The sequence below is a fragment of the Bacillus sp. YH3-2-B2 genome, from assembly GCF_053663335.1.
Genome location: NZ_JBSJQE010000002.1, coordinates 741,799 through 762,144 on the forward strand (window position 1 = coordinate 741,799; position 20,346 = coordinate 762,144).

15 protein-coding genes are annotated in these 20,346 nt (G+C 49.2%); 11 read left to right on the forward strand and 4 right to left on the reverse strand.

The features are described from left to right. Positions 1-63 precede the first annotated feature (63 nt). The 5 genes from copZ (at position 64) to ACWJJX_RS08735 (ending at position 6,242) form a co-directional block, all read left to right on the forward strand. Entirely contained in the window at positions 64-270 is a 207-nt protein-coding gene (copZ, locus tag ACWJJX_RS08715; RefSeq protein ID WP_015240581.1) for a copper chaperone CopZ, read from the forward strand. An 83-nt stretch (positions 271-353) separates the two neighbouring features. Then, positions 354-2,783, forward strand: coding sequence for a heavy metal translocating P-type ATPase (locus tag ACWJJX_RS08720; RefSeq protein ID WP_454022904.1), 2,430 nt, complete (start codon positions 354-356; stop codon positions 2,781-2,783). Between the two features lie 149 nt (positions 2,784-2,932). Beyond that, complete coding sequence (locus ACWJJX_RS08725; RefSeq protein WP_454022905.1) at positions 2,933-5,044, forward strand: heavy metal translocating P-type ATPase; 2,112 nt, start codon at positions 2,933-2,935, stop codon at positions 5,042-5,044. A gap of 117 nt (positions 5,045-5,161) precedes the next feature. Next, positions 5,162-5,833, forward strand: a complete 672-nt coding sequence (locus ACWJJX_RS08730; protein WP_043867421.1) for a DsbA family protein — start codon at positions 5,162-5,164, stop codon at positions 5,831-5,833. Then, entirely contained in the window at positions 5,823-6,242 is a 420-nt protein-coding gene (locus tag ACWJJX_RS08735; RefSeq protein WP_007410015.1) for a disulfide oxidoreductase, read from the forward strand. The genes ACWJJX_RS08730 and ACWJJX_RS08735 overlap by 11 nt, the downstream gene beginning before the upstream one ends. A 34-nt stretch (positions 6,243-6,276) precedes the next feature. Here ACWJJX_RS08735 and ACWJJX_RS08740 read toward each other — a convergent pair whose 3' ends face one another. Continuing rightward, entirely contained in the window at positions 6,277-7,077 is an 801-nt protein-coding gene (locus ACWJJX_RS08740; RefSeq protein WP_014305811.1) for a zinc-dependent metalloprotease, read from the reverse strand. Positions 7,078-7,299: 222 nt separating this feature from the next. Between ACWJJX_RS08740 and ACWJJX_RS08745 the strand changes: the two genes are divergently transcribed. From ACWJJX_RS08745 to ACWJJX_RS08765, 5 genes are all read left to right on the forward strand, one after another. After that, a complete protein-coding gene (locus ACWJJX_RS08745) occupies positions 7,300-7,908 on the forward strand; it encodes a trimeric intracellular cation channel family protein (protein WP_003151732.1) in 609 nt (202 codons plus the stop codon). Between the two features lie 172 nt (positions 7,909-8,080). Beyond that, positions 8,081-10,396 (forward strand): RNA polymerase recycling motor HelD, encoded by a 2,316-nt coding sequence (gene helD / locus ACWJJX_RS08750; protein WP_454022906.1) that lies wholly within the window; start codon positions 8,081-8,083, stop codon positions 10,394-10,396. A gap of 174 nt (positions 10,397-10,570) precedes the next feature. Further along, positions 10,571-12,379 carry an assimilatory sulfite reductase (NADPH) flavoprotein subunit gene (locus ACWJJX_RS08755; RefSeq protein WP_015387718.1) on the forward strand — a complete coding sequence of 603 codons (1,809 nt, stop codon included), beginning with the start codon at positions 10,571-10,573 and terminating at the stop codon, positions 12,377-12,379. Between the two features lie 27 nt (positions 12,380-12,406). Continuing rightward, complete coding sequence (gene cysI, locus ACWJJX_RS08760) at positions 12,407-14,122, forward strand: assimilatory sulfite reductase (NADPH) hemoprotein subunit (protein ID WP_095324127.1); 1,716 nt, start codon at positions 12,407-12,409, stop codon at positions 14,120-14,122. 346 nt (positions 14,123-14,468) lie between these two features. Then, complete coding sequence (locus tag ACWJJX_RS08765; protein ID WP_015418205.1) at positions 14,469-16,484, forward strand: Na+/H+ antiporter; 2,016 nt, start codon at positions 14,469-14,471, stop codon at positions 16,482-16,484. 36 nt (positions 16,485-16,520) lie between these two features. Here ACWJJX_RS08765 and ACWJJX_RS08770 read toward each other — a convergent pair whose 3' ends face one another. Next, positions 16,521-17,006, reverse strand: a complete 486-nt coding sequence (locus tag ACWJJX_RS08770; RefSeq protein ID WP_003151740.1) for a hypothetical protein — start codon at positions 17,004-17,006, stop codon at positions 16,521-16,523. A 221-nt stretch (positions 17,007-17,227) separates the two neighbouring features. Here ACWJJX_RS08770 and ACWJJX_RS08775 point away from each other — a divergent pair, with 221 nt between their 5' ends. Further along, the gene (locus ACWJJX_RS08775) at positions 17,228-18,058 is read left to right on the forward strand and encodes an aldo/keto reductase (protein WP_025853860.1); all 831 of its coding nucleotides are present in this window, start codon (positions 17,228-17,230) and stop codon (positions 18,056-18,058) included. A gap of 32 nt (positions 18,059-18,090) precedes the next feature. Here the strand turns inward: ACWJJX_RS08775 and ACWJJX_RS08780 are convergent, their stop codons facing one another. Next, on the reverse strand, positions 18,091-19,236 hold the full coding sequence (locus tag ACWJJX_RS08780) for an ABC transporter permease (protein ID WP_454022907.1): 1,146 nt from the start codon (positions 19,234-19,236) through the stop codon (positions 18,091-18,093). A 1-nt stretch (position 19,237) separates the two neighbouring features. Next, complete coding sequence (locus ACWJJX_RS08785) at positions 19,238-20,332, reverse strand: ABC transporter permease (protein WP_014305808.1); 1,095 nt, start codon at positions 20,330-20,332, stop codon at positions 19,238-19,240. Positions 20,333-20,346: the final 14 nt, after the last annotated feature.

Sequence of the window (20,346 nt, forward strand, 5' to 3'; positions counted from 1 at the left end):
TGAAATACCCTACAGGGGTATGGTAACATAAAAAAGAAAAAACAAGACGTGGAGGGAATCATCATGGAACAAAAAACACTGCAAGTCGAAGGCATGTCCTGTCAGCACTGCGTAAAAGCAGTAGAGACCGGAGTGGGAGAACTGAACGGAGTGACGGCGGTTCAGGTGAAATTGGAAGCCGGACAGGTGGATGTGACGTTTGATGAGAACAAAGTCTCCGTATCAGATATAAAGGACGCGATTGAAGATCAAGGGTATGACGTCGTATAAGGTTTATCGCGCTTCGGGAACGGGCGCGGTTTTCTTTTATCATAATTATACCCCCATGGGGTTTATGAAGAGAGATGAGGACATTGAGTGAACCGAAAGAGATAACCATTCAAGTGGGGGGCATGACATGCGCCGCCTGCGCTTCAAGAATTGAAAAAGGGCTGAAACGGATGGACGGCGTCAATGACGCTTCCGTCAATCTTGCGCTTGAGACCTCAAATATTTCTTATCAGCCTGACAAAATCGAAGCTGGCGCCATAAAGGATAAAATTGAAAAACTCGGCTATCACGTCGTGACGGAAAAAGCCGATTTTCAGATTGAAGGCATGACGTGCGCCGCTTGCGCCAACCGGATTGAAAAGCGCCTGAACAAAACAGAGGGCGTTGTGAGCGCACCGGTGAATTTCGCCCTGGAAACAGTCACCGTTGAATACAATCCGAAAGAGGTGACACCGAAAGAGCTGAAAGAGACCGTGGCAAAACTCGGCTACAGATTAGACGAGAAGAAGGCGGTTGATGGAGACGGCGGATTATCCCAAAAGGAGAAAGAGCAGCGAAAGCAGCTGATCAGGCTCATATTTTCTGCCGTTCTCTCCTTTCCGCTTTTATGGTCGATGGTCAGCCATTTTTCTTTTACTTCTTTTATCTGGATGCCGGATATCCTGATGAATCCGTGGCTGCAATTCGCGCTTGCCACCCCGGTGCAGCTCGTCATCGGCTGGCCTTTTTATACGGGAGCGTACAAGGCGCTGAGAAACAAAAGCGCCAATATGGATGTTCTCGTTGCGCTCGGAACGACGGCCGCTTACGCGTACAGCCTGTACATGACGATTGCGTCTCTCGGACGAGACGGACATGCGGAAGGGCTTTATTATGAAACGAGCGCCATTTTGCTGACTTTAATTTTGCTTGGAAAGCTTTTAGAGATGAAAGCAAAAGGCCGCTCATCAGAAGCGATTAAAAAGTTAATGAAGCTTCAGGCGAAGACGGCGGCGGTTGAGCGGGACGGCAAAGTACAGGTGATTCCGATTGACGAGGTCCGGACGGGAGATATCGTATACGTGAAACCTGGAGAACGCGTTCCTGTCGATGGCGAAGTGATTGAAGGCCATTCCGCGATTGATGAATCGATGATTACGGGAGAGAGCATGCCTGTCGATAAGTCTCCCGGAAGCACCGTCACCGGGGCGACGATCAATGCAAACGGCTTTCTCAAAATCAAAGCGGTGAATGTCGGGAAAGATACCGCGCTTGCACACATTATTAAAATCGTGGAAGAAGCCCAAGGATCAAAAGCCCCCATTCAGCGGCTCGCGGATCACATTTCAGGCATTTTCGTCCCGATTGTGCTGGGGCTGGCCGTGCTGACTTTTCTCATTTGGTATGTATGGGCGGCGCCGGGACAGTTTTCTGAAGCGATCGGCAAATTCATCGCCGTGCTTGTCATTGCCTGTCCGTGCGCACTGGGCCTCGCCACTCCGACGAGCATTATGGCGGGCTCCGGCCGCGCAGCTGAATTCGGCATTCTCTTTAAAGGCGGGGAGCATCTAGAAAAGACCCAGCGTCTGACGACCATCGTACTGGATAAAACCGGAACGGTGACAAACGGCAGACCGGTGCTGACAGACGCCGTACCGGCAGCGGGAATGAACGAAGAGGAACTCCTGCGGCTGGCGGCGGCCGCCGAAACGGGATCAGAGCACCCGCTTGGAGAAGCCATCGTGTCAGGAGCCGAAAAACGGGGGATTTCTATCCCGAAACTCACCCGGTTTCAAGCCCGGATCGGTTCCGGAATCTATGCAGAGGCTGACGGCAGAACGATTCTAGCCGGATCAAGACGGCTGATGGAATCAGAGCATATTGAACATGAAGCGCTGCTTCCGCACATGGCCCGCTTGGAGGCGGAAGGAAAAACGGTGATGCTTATTGCGGCAGACGGCAAAGCGGCGGGGCTTATCGCAGTCGCCGATACGATCAAAGAAACATCTCCGGCCGCGGTGAAACGTCTGAAGGATATGGGACTTGACGTCATCATGATGACCGGTGACAACAAAAAGACCGCGGAAGCCATTGCAAAAGCCGCGGGCATCGGCAGCGTGATCGCAGAAGTGCTTCCCGAACAAAAGGCGGCGGAAATTTCCCGGCTGCAAAAAGAAGGCCGGCGCGTGGCGATGGTCGGTGACGGCATCAATGATGCTCCGGCGCTGGCTGTGGCCGATATCGGGATGGCCATCGGCACCGGCACCGATATCGCAATGGAAGCAGCGGACATTACGCTGATCCGCGGAGACCTGAACGGCATTGCCGACGCCATCGGCATGAGCAGGCTGACTATGAGAAACATCAAGCAGAATTTAGGCTGGGCATTGGGCTACAACAGCATCGGCATTCCGATTGCGGCAGCCGGCTTTCTGGCTCCGTGGGTGGCAGGCGCCGCCATGGCATTCAGCTCGGTATCGGTCGTGCTTAATGCCTTGCGTTTACAGAAGGTGAAAAAAGACAAAATCGGCTGATGCCGGTTTTGTCTTTTTTATTGACACTTTATTCAAAGCCTGCATATAATAGAGAAAACACTTATATGAATATATGCTCATATATATAATTTCGTTTAGCTGTATTGATGTTATGGGAATCCTATTACGGAAAGTAGGGTGAGTCGAAAATGAAAGCAGCCAAAGGTGAATTTGTATTAGACGGACTTGATTGCAGCAACTGTGCAAAAAAAATAGAAAACGGCGTAAAAGCCATTGACGGCATAGACGGCTGTGCTGTCAATTTTGCGGCAAGCACCATCACGGTCTCAGCCGGCGGGAAAAACGAGCAATGGATGAAAGACGAAGTCGCGAAAAAAGTAAAGTCCATTGATCCTCATGTGACCGTTCGTTCGAAGCACGAAGACAAACCCGGCGGGGATGAATACCGCAAAAAGCTGCAGCTGATGTTAGTGAGATTGGCGGCAGGCGCCGTTTTGGCCGTCATCGCTTACTTCGCGCACACGGGCGCCGTCCTTGAGTTTCTGCTCTTTTTTGCTTCATATTTGATCATCGGCGGCGATATCGTAGCCAGAGCGGGAAAAAATATTGTCCGCGGCCAGGTATTTGATGAGCATTTTCTGATGGCGCTTGCCACAATCGGCGCATTTATCATTCATCAATATCCGGAAGGCGTCGCGGTCATGCTGTTCTACCAGATCGGTGAATTGTTTCAGGGAGCGGCCGTCAGCCGATCCAGAAAATCGATCAGCGCGTTATTGGACATCCGTCCTGAGTACGCCAATGTGAAAACGGAAAACGGCATGGCTGCCGTTCCCCCGCAGGACGTCAAAGTCGGACAGGTCATCATCGTGAATCCCGGAGAACGGATTCCGCTGGACGGAAAGGTGCTGAGCGGTTCCTCGATGGTTGATACATCCGCTTTAACGGGCGAATCCGTGCCGAGAAAAGCGGAGCCGGGGCAAGAGGTGATGGCCGGATTTATGAATCAGAACGGCGTGCTTCATATTGAAACCTCTAAAGGGTATGAAGACTCTGCCGTGTCAAAAATATTGAATCTGGTCGAAAATGCGGCCGGACGCAAAGCGAAAACGGAAAACTTTATTACGAAGTTTGCCAAGTACTATACACCGGCCGTTGTCATTGTTGCGGTGCTTCTCGCCTTTTTACCGCCGCTTCTCGTGCCTTCAGCCGCGCTATCCGACTGGGTGTACCGCGCGCTGATTTTCCTTGTGATTTCTTGTCCGTGCGCACTCGTCGTCTCCATTCCGCTCGGGTTTTTCGGCGGTATCGGGGCTGCGTCTAAAGCAGGGGTGCTCGTGAAAGGCAGCAACTATTTAGAAGCGCTCAATCAGGTGGCATACGCCGTGTTTGATAAAACGGGAACCTTAACGAAAGGCAATTTCGCCGTGACTGATATCAAACCGGCGGCAGGATTTACGAATGACAGCCTGCTTCATGCAGCCGCGCTTGCAGAAGTCCATTCCAATCATCCGATTGCTTCTTCCATCCGTGAAGCTTACAATCAACCGTTAGCGGCTGAGGAGATTGAAGAATATGAAGAAATACCCGGACACGGCATTCGGGTGAAAACCGGCGGATCAACGATTTTGGCCGGAAATCAAAAACTGATGGCAAAAGAACAAATCGCTTCCGGCACAGCTGAAAATAACGGAACCGTCGTTTATGTCGCCGTTGATCAGCAGTATGCGGGGGCGATCGTGATCGCAGATGAAATCAAAGAGGACGCCAAACAGGCCATTGCCAATTTAAAAGCGCTCGGCGTGAAGCGGACAGTGATGCTGACGGGTGATTCAAAGCAGACCGGAGAAGCTGTCGGCCGAGAGCTCGGTATTGATGACGTGTACACAGAGCTTTTGCCGGGTGACAAGGTAGACCGCGTCGAAGAACTTGAAGCGGCGCTTTCACCGAATGAAAAACTGATGTTTGTCGGCGACGGGATTAATGATACGCCTGTGCTTGCCAGAGCTGACATCGGAGCTGCCATGGGGGCTCTCGGTTCTGATGCCGCCGTCGAAGCGGCCGATGTCGTCCTGATGACAGACCAGCCGTCAAAAGCAGCCGAAGCCATCCGGATTGCACGCCGCACACGCCGGATCGTCTGGCAGAACATCGGATTTGCTTTAGGTGTAAAAATCATTTTTCTCCTGCTTGGCGCATTCGGATTCGCCACCATGTGGGAAGCGGTCTTTTCAGATGTAGGCGTCACGCTGATCGCCGTTGCCAACGCGATGCGCGTCATGAGAGTGAAAGCGGAATAATTGTCAAAGATAATTCGTTTTTCAGGGTTTTCTTAAACAAGGTTGTCTTGGTAAAATAGAGAAGCGGGCCATCCGGCATCCGCTTCTTTTTTATTTTAAAAACAATGAGGTGTCTGAGTGAAAAAGAAACAATCGTCTGCGAAATTTGCGGTGATTCTGACGTTAATCGTTGTCGTTTTATTTGCGGCCATCGTAATTATTAACAACCAAACGGAAAAAGCGGGCGAAACAGTCGCCGAACAGCCTTCCATTAAAGGACAGCCCGTGCTCGGCAAAGACAGCGCGCCTGTTACGGTAGTTGAATTCGGAGATTACAAATGTCCGTCATGCAAAGTATTTAACAGCGATATCTTTCCGAAAATCAAAAAAGATTTTATTGATAAAGGCGACGTGAAATTTTCATTTGTGAACGTCATGTACCACGGAAGCGGCTCGCGTCTGGCGGCACTTGCTTCAGAAGAGGTGTGGAAGGAAGACCCGGCATCATTCTGGACTTTCCATGAGAAGCTGTTTGAAGAGCAGCCGTCAAGCGAACAGGAATGGGTCACGCCTGCATTGCTTGAAAAAACGGTCAAAAGCACCGCGAAAAAGGTTGATCCTGACAAGCTGAAGGAAAACCTTGATAAAGAGACTTTTGCAAAAGAGCTGAAAGCTGACACTGACCTGAATGATAAATTAAACATTACGGCGACACCGACGATTTACGTAAATGACAAAGTGATTAAAGACTTCTCTGATTATGAGGAGATTTCAAAAACGATTAAGAAAGAGCTGAAAAATGAAAAATAGAATCGTATTTTTATATGCTTCTTGGGTGATAGCTCTTGCTGCCATGCTCGGCAGCCTTTATTTCAGCGAGATCAGAAAATTCATACCGTGCGAGCTGTGCTGGTATCAAAGAATTCTCATGTATCCGCTTGTCCTGATTTTAGGAATCGCCACCTTCCAGGGTGACACGCGCGTGAAAAAATATGTGCTGCCGATGGCCGTCATCGGCGCGTTTATATCGATCATGCATTACCTTGAGCAGAAGGTGCCCGGTTTCAGCGGCATCAAGCCGTGTGTCTACGGCGTGCCTTGCTCATCTGAATATATTAACTGGTTCGGTTTCATTACCATTCCTTTCTTGGCATTGACGGCATTTATTCTCATTATTATCTGCATGTGTTTTGTCAAAACGGAACGCACGGCAAAATAAAGAGCCTGCTCCATGGGGAGCGGCTCTTTTTCTATTATCTGTACCAAGCTTTGTTTGTCGCAATCTGTCTGTTATGGGAGCTGTCCCAAATATCCACGGAATAGGCATAATCATAATTCATGACGCAGCGGATGCCGCTGCCTTGGGCGTCATGCTGAAGTCCGAAGTTATGGGAAAACTCGTGCTGTGCCGCTTTCGCCGTGTTGGCCGTTCCTTGATCAAGGTTCACGCTGAAAGCCGGGCCGCTCGGTTTGCCGTTATATACATACGCGATACCGCCGGCGTCAAAACTTGATTTTGCGGTAAAACCGACGACAAAATGATAATTTTGATTTCTGAAGCTGCTTTGGAGATTCGATAAAATCTGAGAACTGTTTGAGCCGGAGGAATTCCAAGCCTGCACGGCCTGTACGACGAAATCAATGTTGTGATCACGGTTAAAAGCGACATCCGCCTGCTCCACGATCTGGACGATTCGCGTTTGCCAGTCGCTGTATTTGGCGCGGTATTCAGCGTCCGCCACCGCCAGCACTCTGACCTTCTGGGAGCCCGTGCTGGCTTTAGTTGAGGCTTTATCCTGACTGACATTGGCATTGAATCGTTTCGTGCCGACCTGCTTGCCGTTCTCATCCAGAATTTTTGTGTCAACCGTCTGTTCAACTTGGACCGGGCCCTTCAGATCTTTAAAATGATCGGCTTTCGGAAGCGGGTCCGTATATACCGTTTTCGCCGGCTCCGCATGAGTGTGCGAATGCGTATGGCTTTCGGCTGACGGCAGGCCGGGAATTAATCCGGCGGCCAATAAAACAGGAAAAACAAGTGAACTGATTTTCATCTCATAACCCCCTTTTTGTTAGAGAAAGTATTCAATGAAACTTCCAATAAACCTTCCATTAAAGTATAAAATAGGAAAATATTCTCGCTCTCAGCGGTTGCGGGTGAGGTTGTCCCGGATTAGGAATCAGAATCTTTCAAAAATAAGGTTGATTTTAAGAGAAAGCGATTATAAAATCTAATGGTCGTCAGAAAATTTAACAAATAAAAAGGAGCATATGGAATGGCCTGGGAGCTGCTTAGTGTAATCGGCATCATTGCGTTTGCGGTCAGCGGAGCGATTGTTGCGATGGAAGAGGAGTATGATATTTTAGGCGTGTATATCTTGGGGATTGTAACGGCGTTCGGCGGCGGAGCCATCCGAAACCTGCTGATCGGTGTTCCGGTCTCCGCCTTGTGGGAGCAAGGCGCTTTTTTTCAAATCGCTCTCGCATCAGTTACGATTGTCTTTTTGTTTCCGAAGCTGCTGTTAAGGCATTGGAGTAAATGGGGCAACCTATCCGATGCCATTGGGCTTTCGGCGTTTGCCATCCAAGGCGCTTTATATGCTGTGAAAATGGGCCATCCGCTCAGTGCGGTGATTGCGGCAGCGGTCCTGACCGGCAGCGGGGGCGGCATCATACGGGATCTGCTCGCGGGCAGAAAGCCGCTTGTGCTCAAGGCGGAAATATATGCAGTCTGGGCCGCGCTCGGAGGGTTAATCGTGGGCCTCGGCTGGGCCGGGGATGCCGCCGGTTTGTATGTGCTGTTTCTTGTGCTTGTGGCATGCCGCATCTGCAGTTATGTGTTCAGGTGGCGCCTGCCGATTCGTTCCTATCATATAGAACAGTAAAAAAACCGATTTCACAAACGAAATCGGTTTTTTTGCATAACGACTTCTGATAAAAAAAGACGCCCGATATGATAAGAAAAAGGGTATTTGACCATAATGCTGAATAATATGTTGCATATATGTTTGTATGATGAAAGCCGGACTTGTCAGCTTGATGTCGGAGGTGCCGCTGATGGCAAAACGTGATAAAGAGTGGAAAGAAGAGCAGGAAAGAATCAATTTTGTCATGAAGGAACTGGAACAGAAACAAACTCATCTTGAAGCCTCATCGGGCGGATTAAAGCAGGATATTGTCGGCCTGAGAAAAACGTTTTGGGATGATGTCACCGTGAATATGGATGACGCCCATGAAGCGGCTGAGACATTTTCAAGCATTAAACAGCAGGCGGAAATGCTTTCAGAACGTGAACGGACGCATCGGCTTCAATACCGGCAGCTTCAAAAAATCCAAAAGCTGAAAACCTCTCCTTACTTCGGCCGTGTCGACTTTATGGAAAAAGGGGAGTCCTCTTCCGAGCGGATTTATATCGGGCTGACTTCTTTGATGGATGAAAACAACGAGCAATTTCTCATTTATGATTGGCGCGCGCCCATCTCATCTCTTTACTATCAATATTCCCCGGGAAAAGCCCGCTATGAAGTTCCGGAAGAAACGATAGAGGGAGACATCACACTGAAGCGGCAGTTTATCATTAAAAACGGGACGCTTAAAGCGATGTTTAACACGGATATGACGATTGGTGACGAAATGCTGCAAGAGGTGCTGAGCGGCCATTCCGGACAGCATATGAAAAACATCGTGTCAACCATCCAAAAAGAACAGAACGAAATCATCCGGGATGAAAAAAGCAAATATCTCATCGTTCAGGGAGCCGCCGGAAGCGGGAAAACATCCGCGGCGCTTCAGCGGGCCGCTTACTTGCTGTACCGCGGGCGCGGGGTGCTTGATGCCCGTCAGATTGTATTGTTTTCCCCGAACATTTTGTTCAACAGTTATGTGTCCGCCGTATTGCCGGAATTGGGAGAAGAGAATATGGAGCAGGCCACCTTTCAGGAATATATCATCCGCCGTCTCGGACGAAAGTTTGATTGTGAAAGCCCGTACGAGCAGCTTGAATATTGCCTGACTGAACAAAATAAGGACGCACTTTCCGTAAGGCTCGCAGCCATTGCTTACAAAGCGTCATCAGCTTTTCAGGCCATGATTGACCGCTATGCCGGCTCGCTTTCGGTCTCGGGCCTGAAATGTAAACAGATCAGCTTCCGGGGAGACATCCTGATTTCAAAAGAGCGGATTGAAGCCTATTTTTATTCGCTTGATCAGCAGCTGCCGATTCCGAACAGAGCGGAGCTGACGGCGGAATGGCTTCTCGCGGAAATCAGCACTCTCGAAAAAAAGGAGCGTAAGAAGGAATGGGTCTTGCAGGAGAGCGAGCTGCTTGATAAGGAAGACTATGCTGAGGTTTATCAAACACTCAAGAAGCAGGCGGCAGATGATGAACCTGCATTTGACGACCATCAGCGCGAACAGCGCCTGCTTGGCGCCATTATTGTCGGCAAAGCCTTTAAACCGATTAAGCAGGCCGTCAGACGGCTCGGCTTTCTCGATATAAAACGGATGTATCTCCGGCTGTTTTCAGACTGGGGAGCTGATGAAAAGCCCGATCATTGGGAGAGCATCGGCGCTTTGACCAGAAACGCATTTGCAGAACGGTCGCTTCCGTATGAAGATGCCGCTCCGTATCTGTATTTGCAGGATCTGTTAGAAGGAAAAAGAAAAAACACACAAATGAAGCACGTCTTCATTGATGAAGCGCAGGATTATTCCCCATTTCAGCTCACATATATTCAAAGCATCTTCCCGGCGGCAAAGATGACGGTGCTCGGTGATGTCAGCCAGTCGATTTATGCCCACACCATTACGGGCCCTTCTTCCCTCGCCGGCTGCTTTCGCAATGGTGCAGAAAAGTATGTCAGCCTGAAGCGGACTTACAGATCGACGCGGCAGATTGTTGAATTTACGAAAGCGCTGCTGGCTGACGGCGATGACATTGAGCCTTTTAACCGGAACGGGGAAAAACCGCGTGTTTTGCGGACGGATACAGAAAATGCGCGGCGGGAACAATTGGCGGATACAATCCGGGAGCTCAGACAAAAAGGCTGGGAGACGGTCGCCGTCATCTGCAAAACGGCCGCGGAAGCCAAAAAAGTGTTTCAGGCAGTCAGCGCCGAGAGCGGTGTCCGCTTGATCAATAAAGAAAACCAGCCTTTTCAAAAAGGGGTATGCGTCATTCCCGTTTATTTGGCAAAAGGCATTGAGTTTGACGCCGTCATTGCCGCTGACGCCTCTGCTGCCCAGTACAATAGCGAACATGACCGTAAGCTGTTATATACGGCCTGTACGCGGGCGATGCATCATTTGACCGTATTGTCTCCGGGAGAACCCTCTCCTTTTATAAAAGAAGTGCCCGCCGGCTTATTCGTATAAGCCCTTTGCCGAGTGCAAAGGGCTTTTTATCATTAGTAATCTTAATCGTTGTCATCATGATTATATATTTTACTTACATACAAACTTTCGGTAAAGTTTCAATTAGAATATTATTTTGACAATTCCTATAGAAATAACGTACGTTACGTTTAATTCCTTGTGAGGTGGATATCGTTGCAACTTCAGGTCATGAACAGTCCGTTTAATCAGGAGCAGGCAGAGCTCCTTAACCGCCTTCTGCCGACCTTGACAGAATCACAGAAAATCTGGCTGAGCGGTTATTTGGCTGCGGCCCGGTCCGAATCCGGTGAAACAGCCGCGCCCGCTGCTCCGGCTCCTGCAGAAAGCCCGGCAGTCTCGAAAGAAGTGACCGTATTATACGGATCGCAAACGGGAAATGCGGAAGGTCTTGCGAAACAGACGGTAAAGACGCTTGAGGAACGGGGATTCCAGGTCACCGTCGCGTCGATGAACGATTTTAAGCCGAATAATCTGAAAAAAGTAAACAATTTACTGATCGTGGTGAGCACGCACGGAGAAGGCGATCCGCCGGATAACGCGCTGGCCTTTCATGAATTTCTTCACGGCAGACGCGCGCCGAAGCTTGAAGCGCTCCGTTACTCCGTTTTGGCGCTCGGGGACAGCTCGTATGAATTTTTCTGCCAGACCGGCAAAGAGTTTGACGAGCGTCTTCAAGAGCTCGGCGGCACCCAGCTTGCGCCGCGGGTTGATTGCGATCTTGATTATGATGAGCCGTTTTCGGAATGGCTTGACGCGGTTATCGGCGGTTTGAACGAAGGAGCGGGAAATCAAACAGCCGAAGCGCCTGCCGAGACGCCCGCTCTCGGTGAATCCGTATATTCCAGAACGAACCCGTTTCGGGCGGAGGTTCTTGAGAACATCAATCTGAACGGACGCGGTTCGAATAAAGAAACACGTCATCTTGAGCTTTCGCTTGAAGGATCGGGCCTCGCGTATCAGCCCGGAGACAGCCTCGGCATCTATCCGGAAAATGATCCGGCGCTCGTTGATGAGCTGATCAATGAGCTGAAATGGAATCCGGAACAGGAAGTGGCGGTGAATAAACAAGGAGAGCGCCGTCCGCTGAAAGACGCGCTTACTTCTCATTTTGAAATTACCGTCTTAACAAAGCCGCTTTTGCAAAAGGCCGCACAGTTTACGGCTGATCAAAAGCTGAGTGAACTTCTGGCCGAAGGAAACGAAGAGCAGCTGAAAGCATACACCAACGGCCGTGATCTGCTTGATCTCGTCCGGGATTTCGGTCCGTGGGAAGCTTCCGCGGAAGACTTTCTTTCCATCCTACGTAAAATGCCGGCCCGGCTCTATTCGATCGCAAGCAGTTTAGAAGCGAATCCGGAAGAGGTGCATCTGACAATCGGAGCGGTCAGATATGACGCGCACGGCAGAGAACGCAAAGGCGTGTGCAGCATTTTGTGTGCGGAAAGACTCCAGCCGGGAGATACGCTTCCGATTTACATTCAGCACAACCAAAACTTCAAGCTGCCGGAAAACCCGGATACACCGATCATTATGGTCGGGCCGGGGACAGGCATCGCACCGTTCCGTTCCTTTATGCAGGAGCGTGAAGAAACCGGAGCTGAAGGGAAAACATGGCTGTTTTTCGGGGATCAGCACTTTGTCACTGATTTTCTGTACCAGACGGAATGGCAAAAATGGCTGCAAAACGGTGTTCTCACAAAAATGGACGTCGCTTTTTCCCGGGATTCGGAGGAAAAAGTATATGTGCAGCACCGCATGAAAGAACAAAGCAAAGAGCTGTATGAATGGCTGCAGCAGGGAGCCGCCGTATACATCTGCGGTGATGAACAGCATATGGCGCATGACGTGCACCAGGCGCTTCTCGATATCATTCAGGAAGAAGGCGGCATGAGCCGTGAAAAAGCGGAAAGCTTCCTGGCAGACATGCAGCAGAAAAAACGCTATCAGCGTGACGTATATTGATTTTGGTTTGAAAGGAGCTTATTCAGCATGGTGAACAACATTTTAAAAGCGCCGGAAGGCCCTCCAAGTGATGTTGAGGAAATTAAAGAAAAAAGTGATTATTTGCGCGGCACATTGAAAGAAGTCATGCTCGACCGGATTTCAGCCGGCATCCCGGACGATGACAACCGGCTGATGAAGCATCACGGAAGCTACTTGCAGGATGACCGCGATCTCCGTAATGAACGTCAAAAACAAAAGCTTGAACCGGCTTATCAGTTCATGCTGCGCGTCCGGATGCCAGGCGGCGTGTCAACTCCGGAACAATGGCTTGTCATGGATGAACTGGCGCAAAAATACGGAAACAATACATTGAAGCTGACAACGCGTGAAACGTTCCAAATGCACGGAATTTTAAAATGGAACATGAAAAAAACGATTCAGAAAATCAATGCGGCGCTGCTTGATACCATTGCGGCCTGCGGAGATGTCAACCGAAACGTCATGTGCGCTTCAAATCCGCACCAGTCTGAAATTCATGCGGAAGTATACGAATGGTCGAAGAAATTGAGCGATGACCTTCTTCCGCGCACGAGAGCCTATCATGAAATCTGGCTTGATGAGGAACGTGTGGCGGGAACTCCTGACACGGAAACGGAACCGATGTACGGGCCGCTGTATTTGCCGCGGAAATTCAAAATCGGAATCGCCGTGCCTCCGTCCAATGATATCGATGTCTTTTCTCAAGATCTCGGCTTCATTGCCATCGTGGAGGAAGGCCGTCTTATCGGATTCAACGTGGCAATCGGCGGCGGTATGGGAATGACGCACGGCGATACGGCCACTTATCCGCAGCTTTCAAAAGTCATCGGCTTCTGCAAACCGGAGCAGCTGTATGATGTAGCGGAAAAAACCATTACAATTCAGCGCGATTACGGAAACCGTTCCGTCAGAAAGAATGCCCGATTCAAGTACACCGTTGACCGTCTCGGGCTGGAAAACGTAAAAGCCGAGCTGGAAAACCGCCTCGGCTGGCAGCTGGATGAAGCGAAACCTTATCATTTTGACCATAACGGCGACCGTTACGGATGGGTGAAGGGCGTAAAAGGGAAATGGCACTTTACGATGTTTATCGAAGGCGGCCGCGTCACGGACTATGAGAATTATAAGCTGATGACGGGATTGCGTGAAATCGCCAAAGTCCATACAGGGGATTTCCGTCTCACTTCTAATCAAAACCTGATTATCGGCAATGTCTCGAGCCAGAAAAAGAAACAAATCAGCGCATTAATCGAACAATACGGTCTGACAGACGGCCGGCAGCATTCCGCCCTCCGCCGCAGTTCAATGGCTTGCGTCGCGCTTCCGACATGCGGGCTCGCCATGGCCGAAGCCGAGCGGTATCTGCCGAAATTGATTGATAAGATTGAAGACATTATTGACGAAAACGGGCTGCGGGATGAAGAAATCACCATCCGTATGACCGGGTGCCCGAATGGCTGCGCCCGCCATGCACTCGGCGAAATCGGATTTATCGGAAAGGCGCCCGGAAAATATAATATGTATTTAGGAGCGGCGTTTGACGGCAGCCGTTTGAGCAAAATGTACCGGGAAAATATCGGTGAAGAGGAAATTCTGAGTGAGCTTCGCACTATTCTCCCGCGCTACGCGAAAGAGCGTGAGGAAGGCGAACACTTCGGCGATTTCGTCATCCGCGCCGGCATCATTAAAGCGACGACAGACGGCACGAATTTTCACGAATAAGATGAGCTCTTAAAACCAAGGATAGAGACACACTGGCGGTGGTTCTCTATCCTTTGCTAAGCAGCATAAACGCTGCACCGCGTCATGAAACAGATGACGCAGCTTGCGAAAAAGCCTGTTTTCAGAGAAAACAGGCTTTTTCTTTTTCCGGAAAAAATGTAGCCGAAGGCAAAAAAAGTTCGCCGTGAGCGCGTTATGAGAAATTTTAAATAAAAACGGGTAAAATAAAAGAAGAATGGTTGCGTGCGGAAAATATATTGAATCTGCCCGATCATCGGCTCCGGCCTTTGACAAGGGCAGAGAACAGACAATAATGATATGATGCAGCAGATGAAGGAGGTCAGCTTTGGACATATTTTTAGTCGTACTCGTACTTTTAACCATTATCGCGATCTCAAATATCGTAAATCGGTTTGTCCCCTTTATCCCGGTGCCTTTGATTCAGGTGGCGCTCGGTATCATTGCGGCGTCATTTCCGCAGGGGCTTCATTTTGAACTGAATACTGAATTGTTTTTTGTTTTGTTTATCGCGCCGCTGCTTTTTAACGATGGAAAACGGACGCCGCGTGCGGAACTTTGGAATTTAAGAGCGCCGATTCTGCTGCTTGCGCTCGGGCTCGTGTTTGCCACGGTGATTGTCGGCGGTTACACGATTCATTGGATGATTCCGAGCATTCCGCTGGCCGCCGCGTTCGGGCTGGCGGCGATCCTGTCACCGACTGACGTCGTCGCGGTCAGCGCGCTGTCAGGGCGTGTGAAGATGCCAAAAGGCATTCTGCGTCTCCTTGAAGGAGAAGGACTGATGAATGACGCATCCGGCCTGGTCGCTTTTAAATTTGCGATTGCGGCGGCCGTGACGGGCGCATTTTCGCTGGCGCAGGCCGCCTTCAGTTTCGTTCTGATTTCAGCCGGCGGTTTACTCAGCGGTGTCGTCATTTCTTTTTTGATTATCCGTTTCCGGCTGTTTATGCGGCGCCTCGGCATGCAGGATGTCACGATGCATATGCTGATTCAAATTCTGACGCCGTTCGTCATCTATCTCGCGGCTGAAGAAATCGGCGTTTCCGGCATTTTAGCGGTTGTGGCCGGCGGCATCACGCATGCGGTGGAGCAGGACCGTCTTGAATCAACGATGGTCAAACTGCAAATCGTCTCTTCAAGTACGTGGAATATTATTTTGTTCATTCTGAACGGTCTTGTTTTCGTTATTTTAGGTGCGCAAATACCGGACGTGGTTTCCGTCATCTTTAATGATACCGCGTTTAACAATATGATGGTCATCGGGTATATTATCGTCATTACGCTGACGTTAATGATTCTCAGGTTTTTGTGGGTGCTGTTTTTTTGGAACGGCAAGTGGTTTTTTAACAAGGATCAGAGCATTTATAAACCCGGCCTGCGCTCGACCCTGCTGATTTCGGTTTCAGGCGTCAGGGGAGCGGTCACGCTTGCGGGTTCCTTTTCCATTCCTTACGTGCTCTCTGACGGCTCACCGTTTCCTGAACGGAATTTGATTCTCTTTTTAGCCGCGGGCGTTATTTTGTGCACATTGGTGCTGGCGACAATCGTACTGCCGATTTTGACAGATAAGCCGGAAGACAATGTGAAAGAGAAGAAAGTCAAATTGCTGACAGCGAGACGGAAGCTGATAAAAGCTGCCTTAACCGCCATTAAAGAAAATATGAATGAGACAAACAAAACGGCTTCTTTTGCGGTCATTGCCGAATACAATGAGAAAATGAAAAATCTCAGGTTTCAGCAGTTCACCGTCAAAAATCGCACGAAAAAAGATGAGCGGAAAGTCCGCGCCCAAGGGATACAGGCAGAACAGGAAGAATTGCTGCGGCTGATTGAGCGGGGCGACATACCGGAAGAAACGGCTGACAGCCTTCAGGAACGGTTTGATGAACTGGAAGTGCTGTATACGAATCCGTTTAAAGTCGGCTTATCTAAGAAAAAGCTGAAACGCCTGATGTACTGGATCTTTTTCGGTGAACATAAAAAGCCGGAAATGTCGATTTTAAATGAAGAAGGTCTCATTCGCTCCACAAGGGTTAAAACGGCAAAAGCGGCCATTGAAAGCCTGAAAAAACACATGACTGAAGAAAATAAAGATGTGACGCTTGCCGTCATTTCCTTTTACAATCACTTGATTTTCAGGCTGGGGCACTCGTATCACGAACAGAATCCGAGCCGCCGTTTTGAAAATCAAAAACTCGAAATCAAACTGCGGGCCGTACAGGCCATCCGCAACGAAATCCAAACATTATTCGAAGAGCGGGAAATTTCCCGCGACATGTCGCATGAGCTTCGCCAATACATCAATGATGTGGAAGCGGCCATGCTTGACGGAGATGAATAAAAAAAGTCCGGCATCTGTTCGCCGGACTTTTTTAGATTACGGACGATGGAATTCGACGTGATCGCCGTCGCGGTCAAACCAGCCTCTGAAGGCCCAGTTGATCCAGCCGCCATCTCCTTTGTTGGTGAAGCTTCCGTCTTCAAACACCCAAATGCCGTACGTGATGCCGTCATAAACGGCGGAACCGTAAAACTGAACGCCGTTAAAATGATCTTCATATTCCTGGCTTAAATTAAACACCATGACATTATATTTTTGTCCGGAAGCGTAGAATGAAGATTCCATTAAGTTTTTGACGAAGCCGTCACGGTTTTGCGCCGACTTAATCGCGTCAGCAATCGAATTGCCGATGCCGAGCAGGTCAACGTCAATGTTTAATCCGACATCTTTTGCTGAGACATCTGATGTTTGCTGAGCCATGTTTTGAGGAGCCGGGTTTTCTTTTGCGGATACAAAGGACAGAGGAGTCAGAGACAAAGCGGCGCCAAGGGCAACGGACATCGGGATACGCATACGTTTCATATGATTTCCTCCTTCAATTGTGTGGTGGCTACAGTAGCGATTTACCCGGACAGTTACCCAATTAACCGGAATTTTTGAAAAATAGGAAAATAATAACGTTGGTGGTACTTGGGCACTAAAGATGGTTTTTGTGATAATGATGAGCGTATAATTGGTTTCTTACGGCGGAAATGTGAGATAATAATAACCGTTTACATAATGACTAGAAAGGATGGTTCAACGTGGCAAAAAGCTTAAAAGATACTGTAAAGCTTCATAATGGCGTTGAAATGCCGTGGTTCGGCCTTGGCGTCTTCAAGGTGGAAAACGGAAGCGTAGCGGCGGACTCCGTCGAAGCGGCAATCAGAAACGGCTACCGCAGCATTGATACGGCGGCTATTTATAAAAATGAAGAGGGTGTCGGCGAAGGCATCAGAGCTGCGGGCGTTGCCAGAGAAGAGCTGTTCATCACGTCAAAAGTGTGGAATGAAGATCAAGGATACGAAACGACACTTGACGCGTTTGAGAAAAGCCTTGAGCGCCTCGGCCTCGATTACCTCGACCTTTACCTGATTCACTGGCCGGGCAAGGATAAATATAAAGACACATGGCGCGCTCTTGAAAAGCTGTACAAAGACGGAAAAATCCGCGCCATCGGCGTCAGCAACTTCCAAGTGCATCATTTAGAAGAACTGCTGAAAGATGCTAAAATCAAGCCGATGGTCAACCAGATTGAATTCCACCCGCGCCTGACTCAAAAAGAAGTAAGAGATTTCTGCAAAGCGCAGGGCATTCAAGTGGAAGCGTGGTCTCCATTGATGCAGGGACAGCTCCTTGATAACGAAGTGCTGTCACAAATTGCGGAAAAACATAACAAATCGGTTGCTCAAGTGATTTTGCGCTGGGATCTTCAGAACGAAGTCGTTACCATTCCGAAATCGATTAAAGAGCACCGCATCATAGAAAATGCCGATATTTTTGATTTCGAACTGTCACAGGAAGAAATGGAAAAGATCAGCGCATTGAACAAAGACGAGCGTGTCGGACCGAATCCGGACGAGCTTCTGTTCTAAGAAAAAACAGCCCTTTACGGGGCTGTTTTTCTTTACATAAATGTCTGTGTCTGACGTTTTACGCTGAACCTGTATGCGGCTATTAATAACAGGGCGGCGGCGAAGGCTCCCAAAATGATGATGTTCAGCGTCAGGCTTTGGAGCGTGCGGCCGTGCTGTAATTGATCGACCGTATCAAGCACCCAGCGCTGAGGCAGAAATTCGGCGATTGTCTGCACTGTTTTCGGCATAATATTGCCCGGAAAAAAGCAGCCGGCGAGCAAGCATGTCGGCACGACGATCAAATTCAAAAGCGCCGATGCCGAAGCGCTGCTGTTGGAAAAACCGACGGCAATAAAGGCGATCCCGATTGCGCTTAATGCAAACAGCATCATCAGGACGAACAGCTGCCACAGCGGGAATGACGGATGAATATGAAAAGCGGCGCCCATAAAGAGAACGGCGAATAGAATTTGGACGGCCATGATAATTATATTCACTGCTGCATTTGCCAATACATACTGCTTTGACGTGATCGGCGTTGACAGAAGCCTGTAGTACGTCCTGTTTTCTCTTTCTTTAATCATCAGTTCCGTCAGGTTGCCGGCGGAATAGAGCATAATGATAATGAGATACCCGATGACTGAGTAAGTCATTTCTTTATGGTTCGAAGTATCTTTCAAAACAGCGGACTCCGTTTGAATCGGAGAATGCTTGAAATCGGCGTACATCGCCTGAAAGGCTTTCTCGTCTCCGCCGGAAGATTTGCCGATTGAGGCGGCGCTGTTCATATAATTGTACAAATAAGAGCTGACATATCCGGTGACCTGGGCGCCCTTCAGCGAGGTCATGCCGATGTGAGACGGTTTCCCGTCTTTTACGCTTTGGGAGAAGCCTTTTTCAAACGTAATGAGCGCCTCCATTTTTCCTGAAGCGATCTTTGATGAGGCGGACGCAGCCGTTTCCTCCGAAATCTTCACATGATCCAGTCCTTTTAAAAACGTGACCGTATTCTGTGCCACTTCTCCGCCGTCTTGATTGAGAATGCCGATATTGAGCGTTTCGGCTCCGCCGTTGGCATTGGTCATGAAGGAGAGGAAGACGCCGATCAGCGGAGCCCCGATATAAAGAATGAGCTGTTTTTTGCTTTTTGTAATTCCTTTGAGAGTGTGTGCAAACAGCCACCAGAAGTTTTTCATATTACAGTCCCTCCCGTCTTTGAAACGTAAATGCGGCGATCAGCAAAAAGAGTGCCGCCAATGCTGTATTTAAACCGAGTGCAGGCCATGCCGCTGATACATCATTTGCGTAAATGATGTTGTTAATCGCCTTATTGATCCAGGATAAGGGCGACAGGGCGGAAATCCCCCCTCCTTCATATTTGTAATAGGCGCCGCCGATAATGGACATCACCTGCACGATGATGACGGTGATTAATCTGGCGCTTTCGGGTTTTCTGGTCAAATAGCTCAGGCTGAGCCCGAAGCTGACGGCCAAAAGAATTTCAGAAACGAGAATCAACAGCACAAGTCCCATGTGGCTGCCCCAGTTCGCTTTCAAGATAAATTTGCTGAAGGCGACAACGGCAAGAATCGTCAGAACATTCACAGCCAAAATGCCGAGCATCTTTCCAAGAAAGATATCGCTTTTCCGGAGCGGGGCGGCGATCAGGCGATCCGCGGTGTGCCGTATTCTTTCCCCGCGGAATAAGGAGCTTGCAAAAATCGAGGCGTACAGCCCGATCATCGTCGTCATGGATATCGCGTAAAAATCTTTCGCCTTCGGTTCTTTTGCTTTGTGTAAAGACGTCTGCTTCATATAATCGCTTTTGATTTGTCCGGCGGAAGGTGGCTTATGCGCCTTGTAAGCGGCGGCGCCTGCTTTGTATTGATTGGTAAAAGCGGTCAGCATGCCTTGGACGATCGTGCCGTTGATGCCGCTCCGGTCATTTGTATAGACTTGAAAACCGGTGTTTTTTACAGTGACGAAAGCATCCGCCTGATTTTCACGAACCTCGTTTTTGCCTTTTGCCTCCGTGTCCGCTTTTTGAAAATAGACATGCTCTTTTTTGGCGTTTTTCATAAACTCAGTAAAGTAATGAGAAAGTGTGCCGTTTGATTGATCCGTATATACGACCTTGATGTTCCCGACCGTCACCTCTGAATCAAAGGCGTTTGATAATGCCGCGGTAAAAATCAGCATGAAGACGATCGGAAAAGCAAGCATGAAAATAAAAGTCCGTCTGTCGCGGAAACTGATTTTGATTTCTTTCCCGGCGATGTGCAGAATATTCATTTGCAATCCTCCTT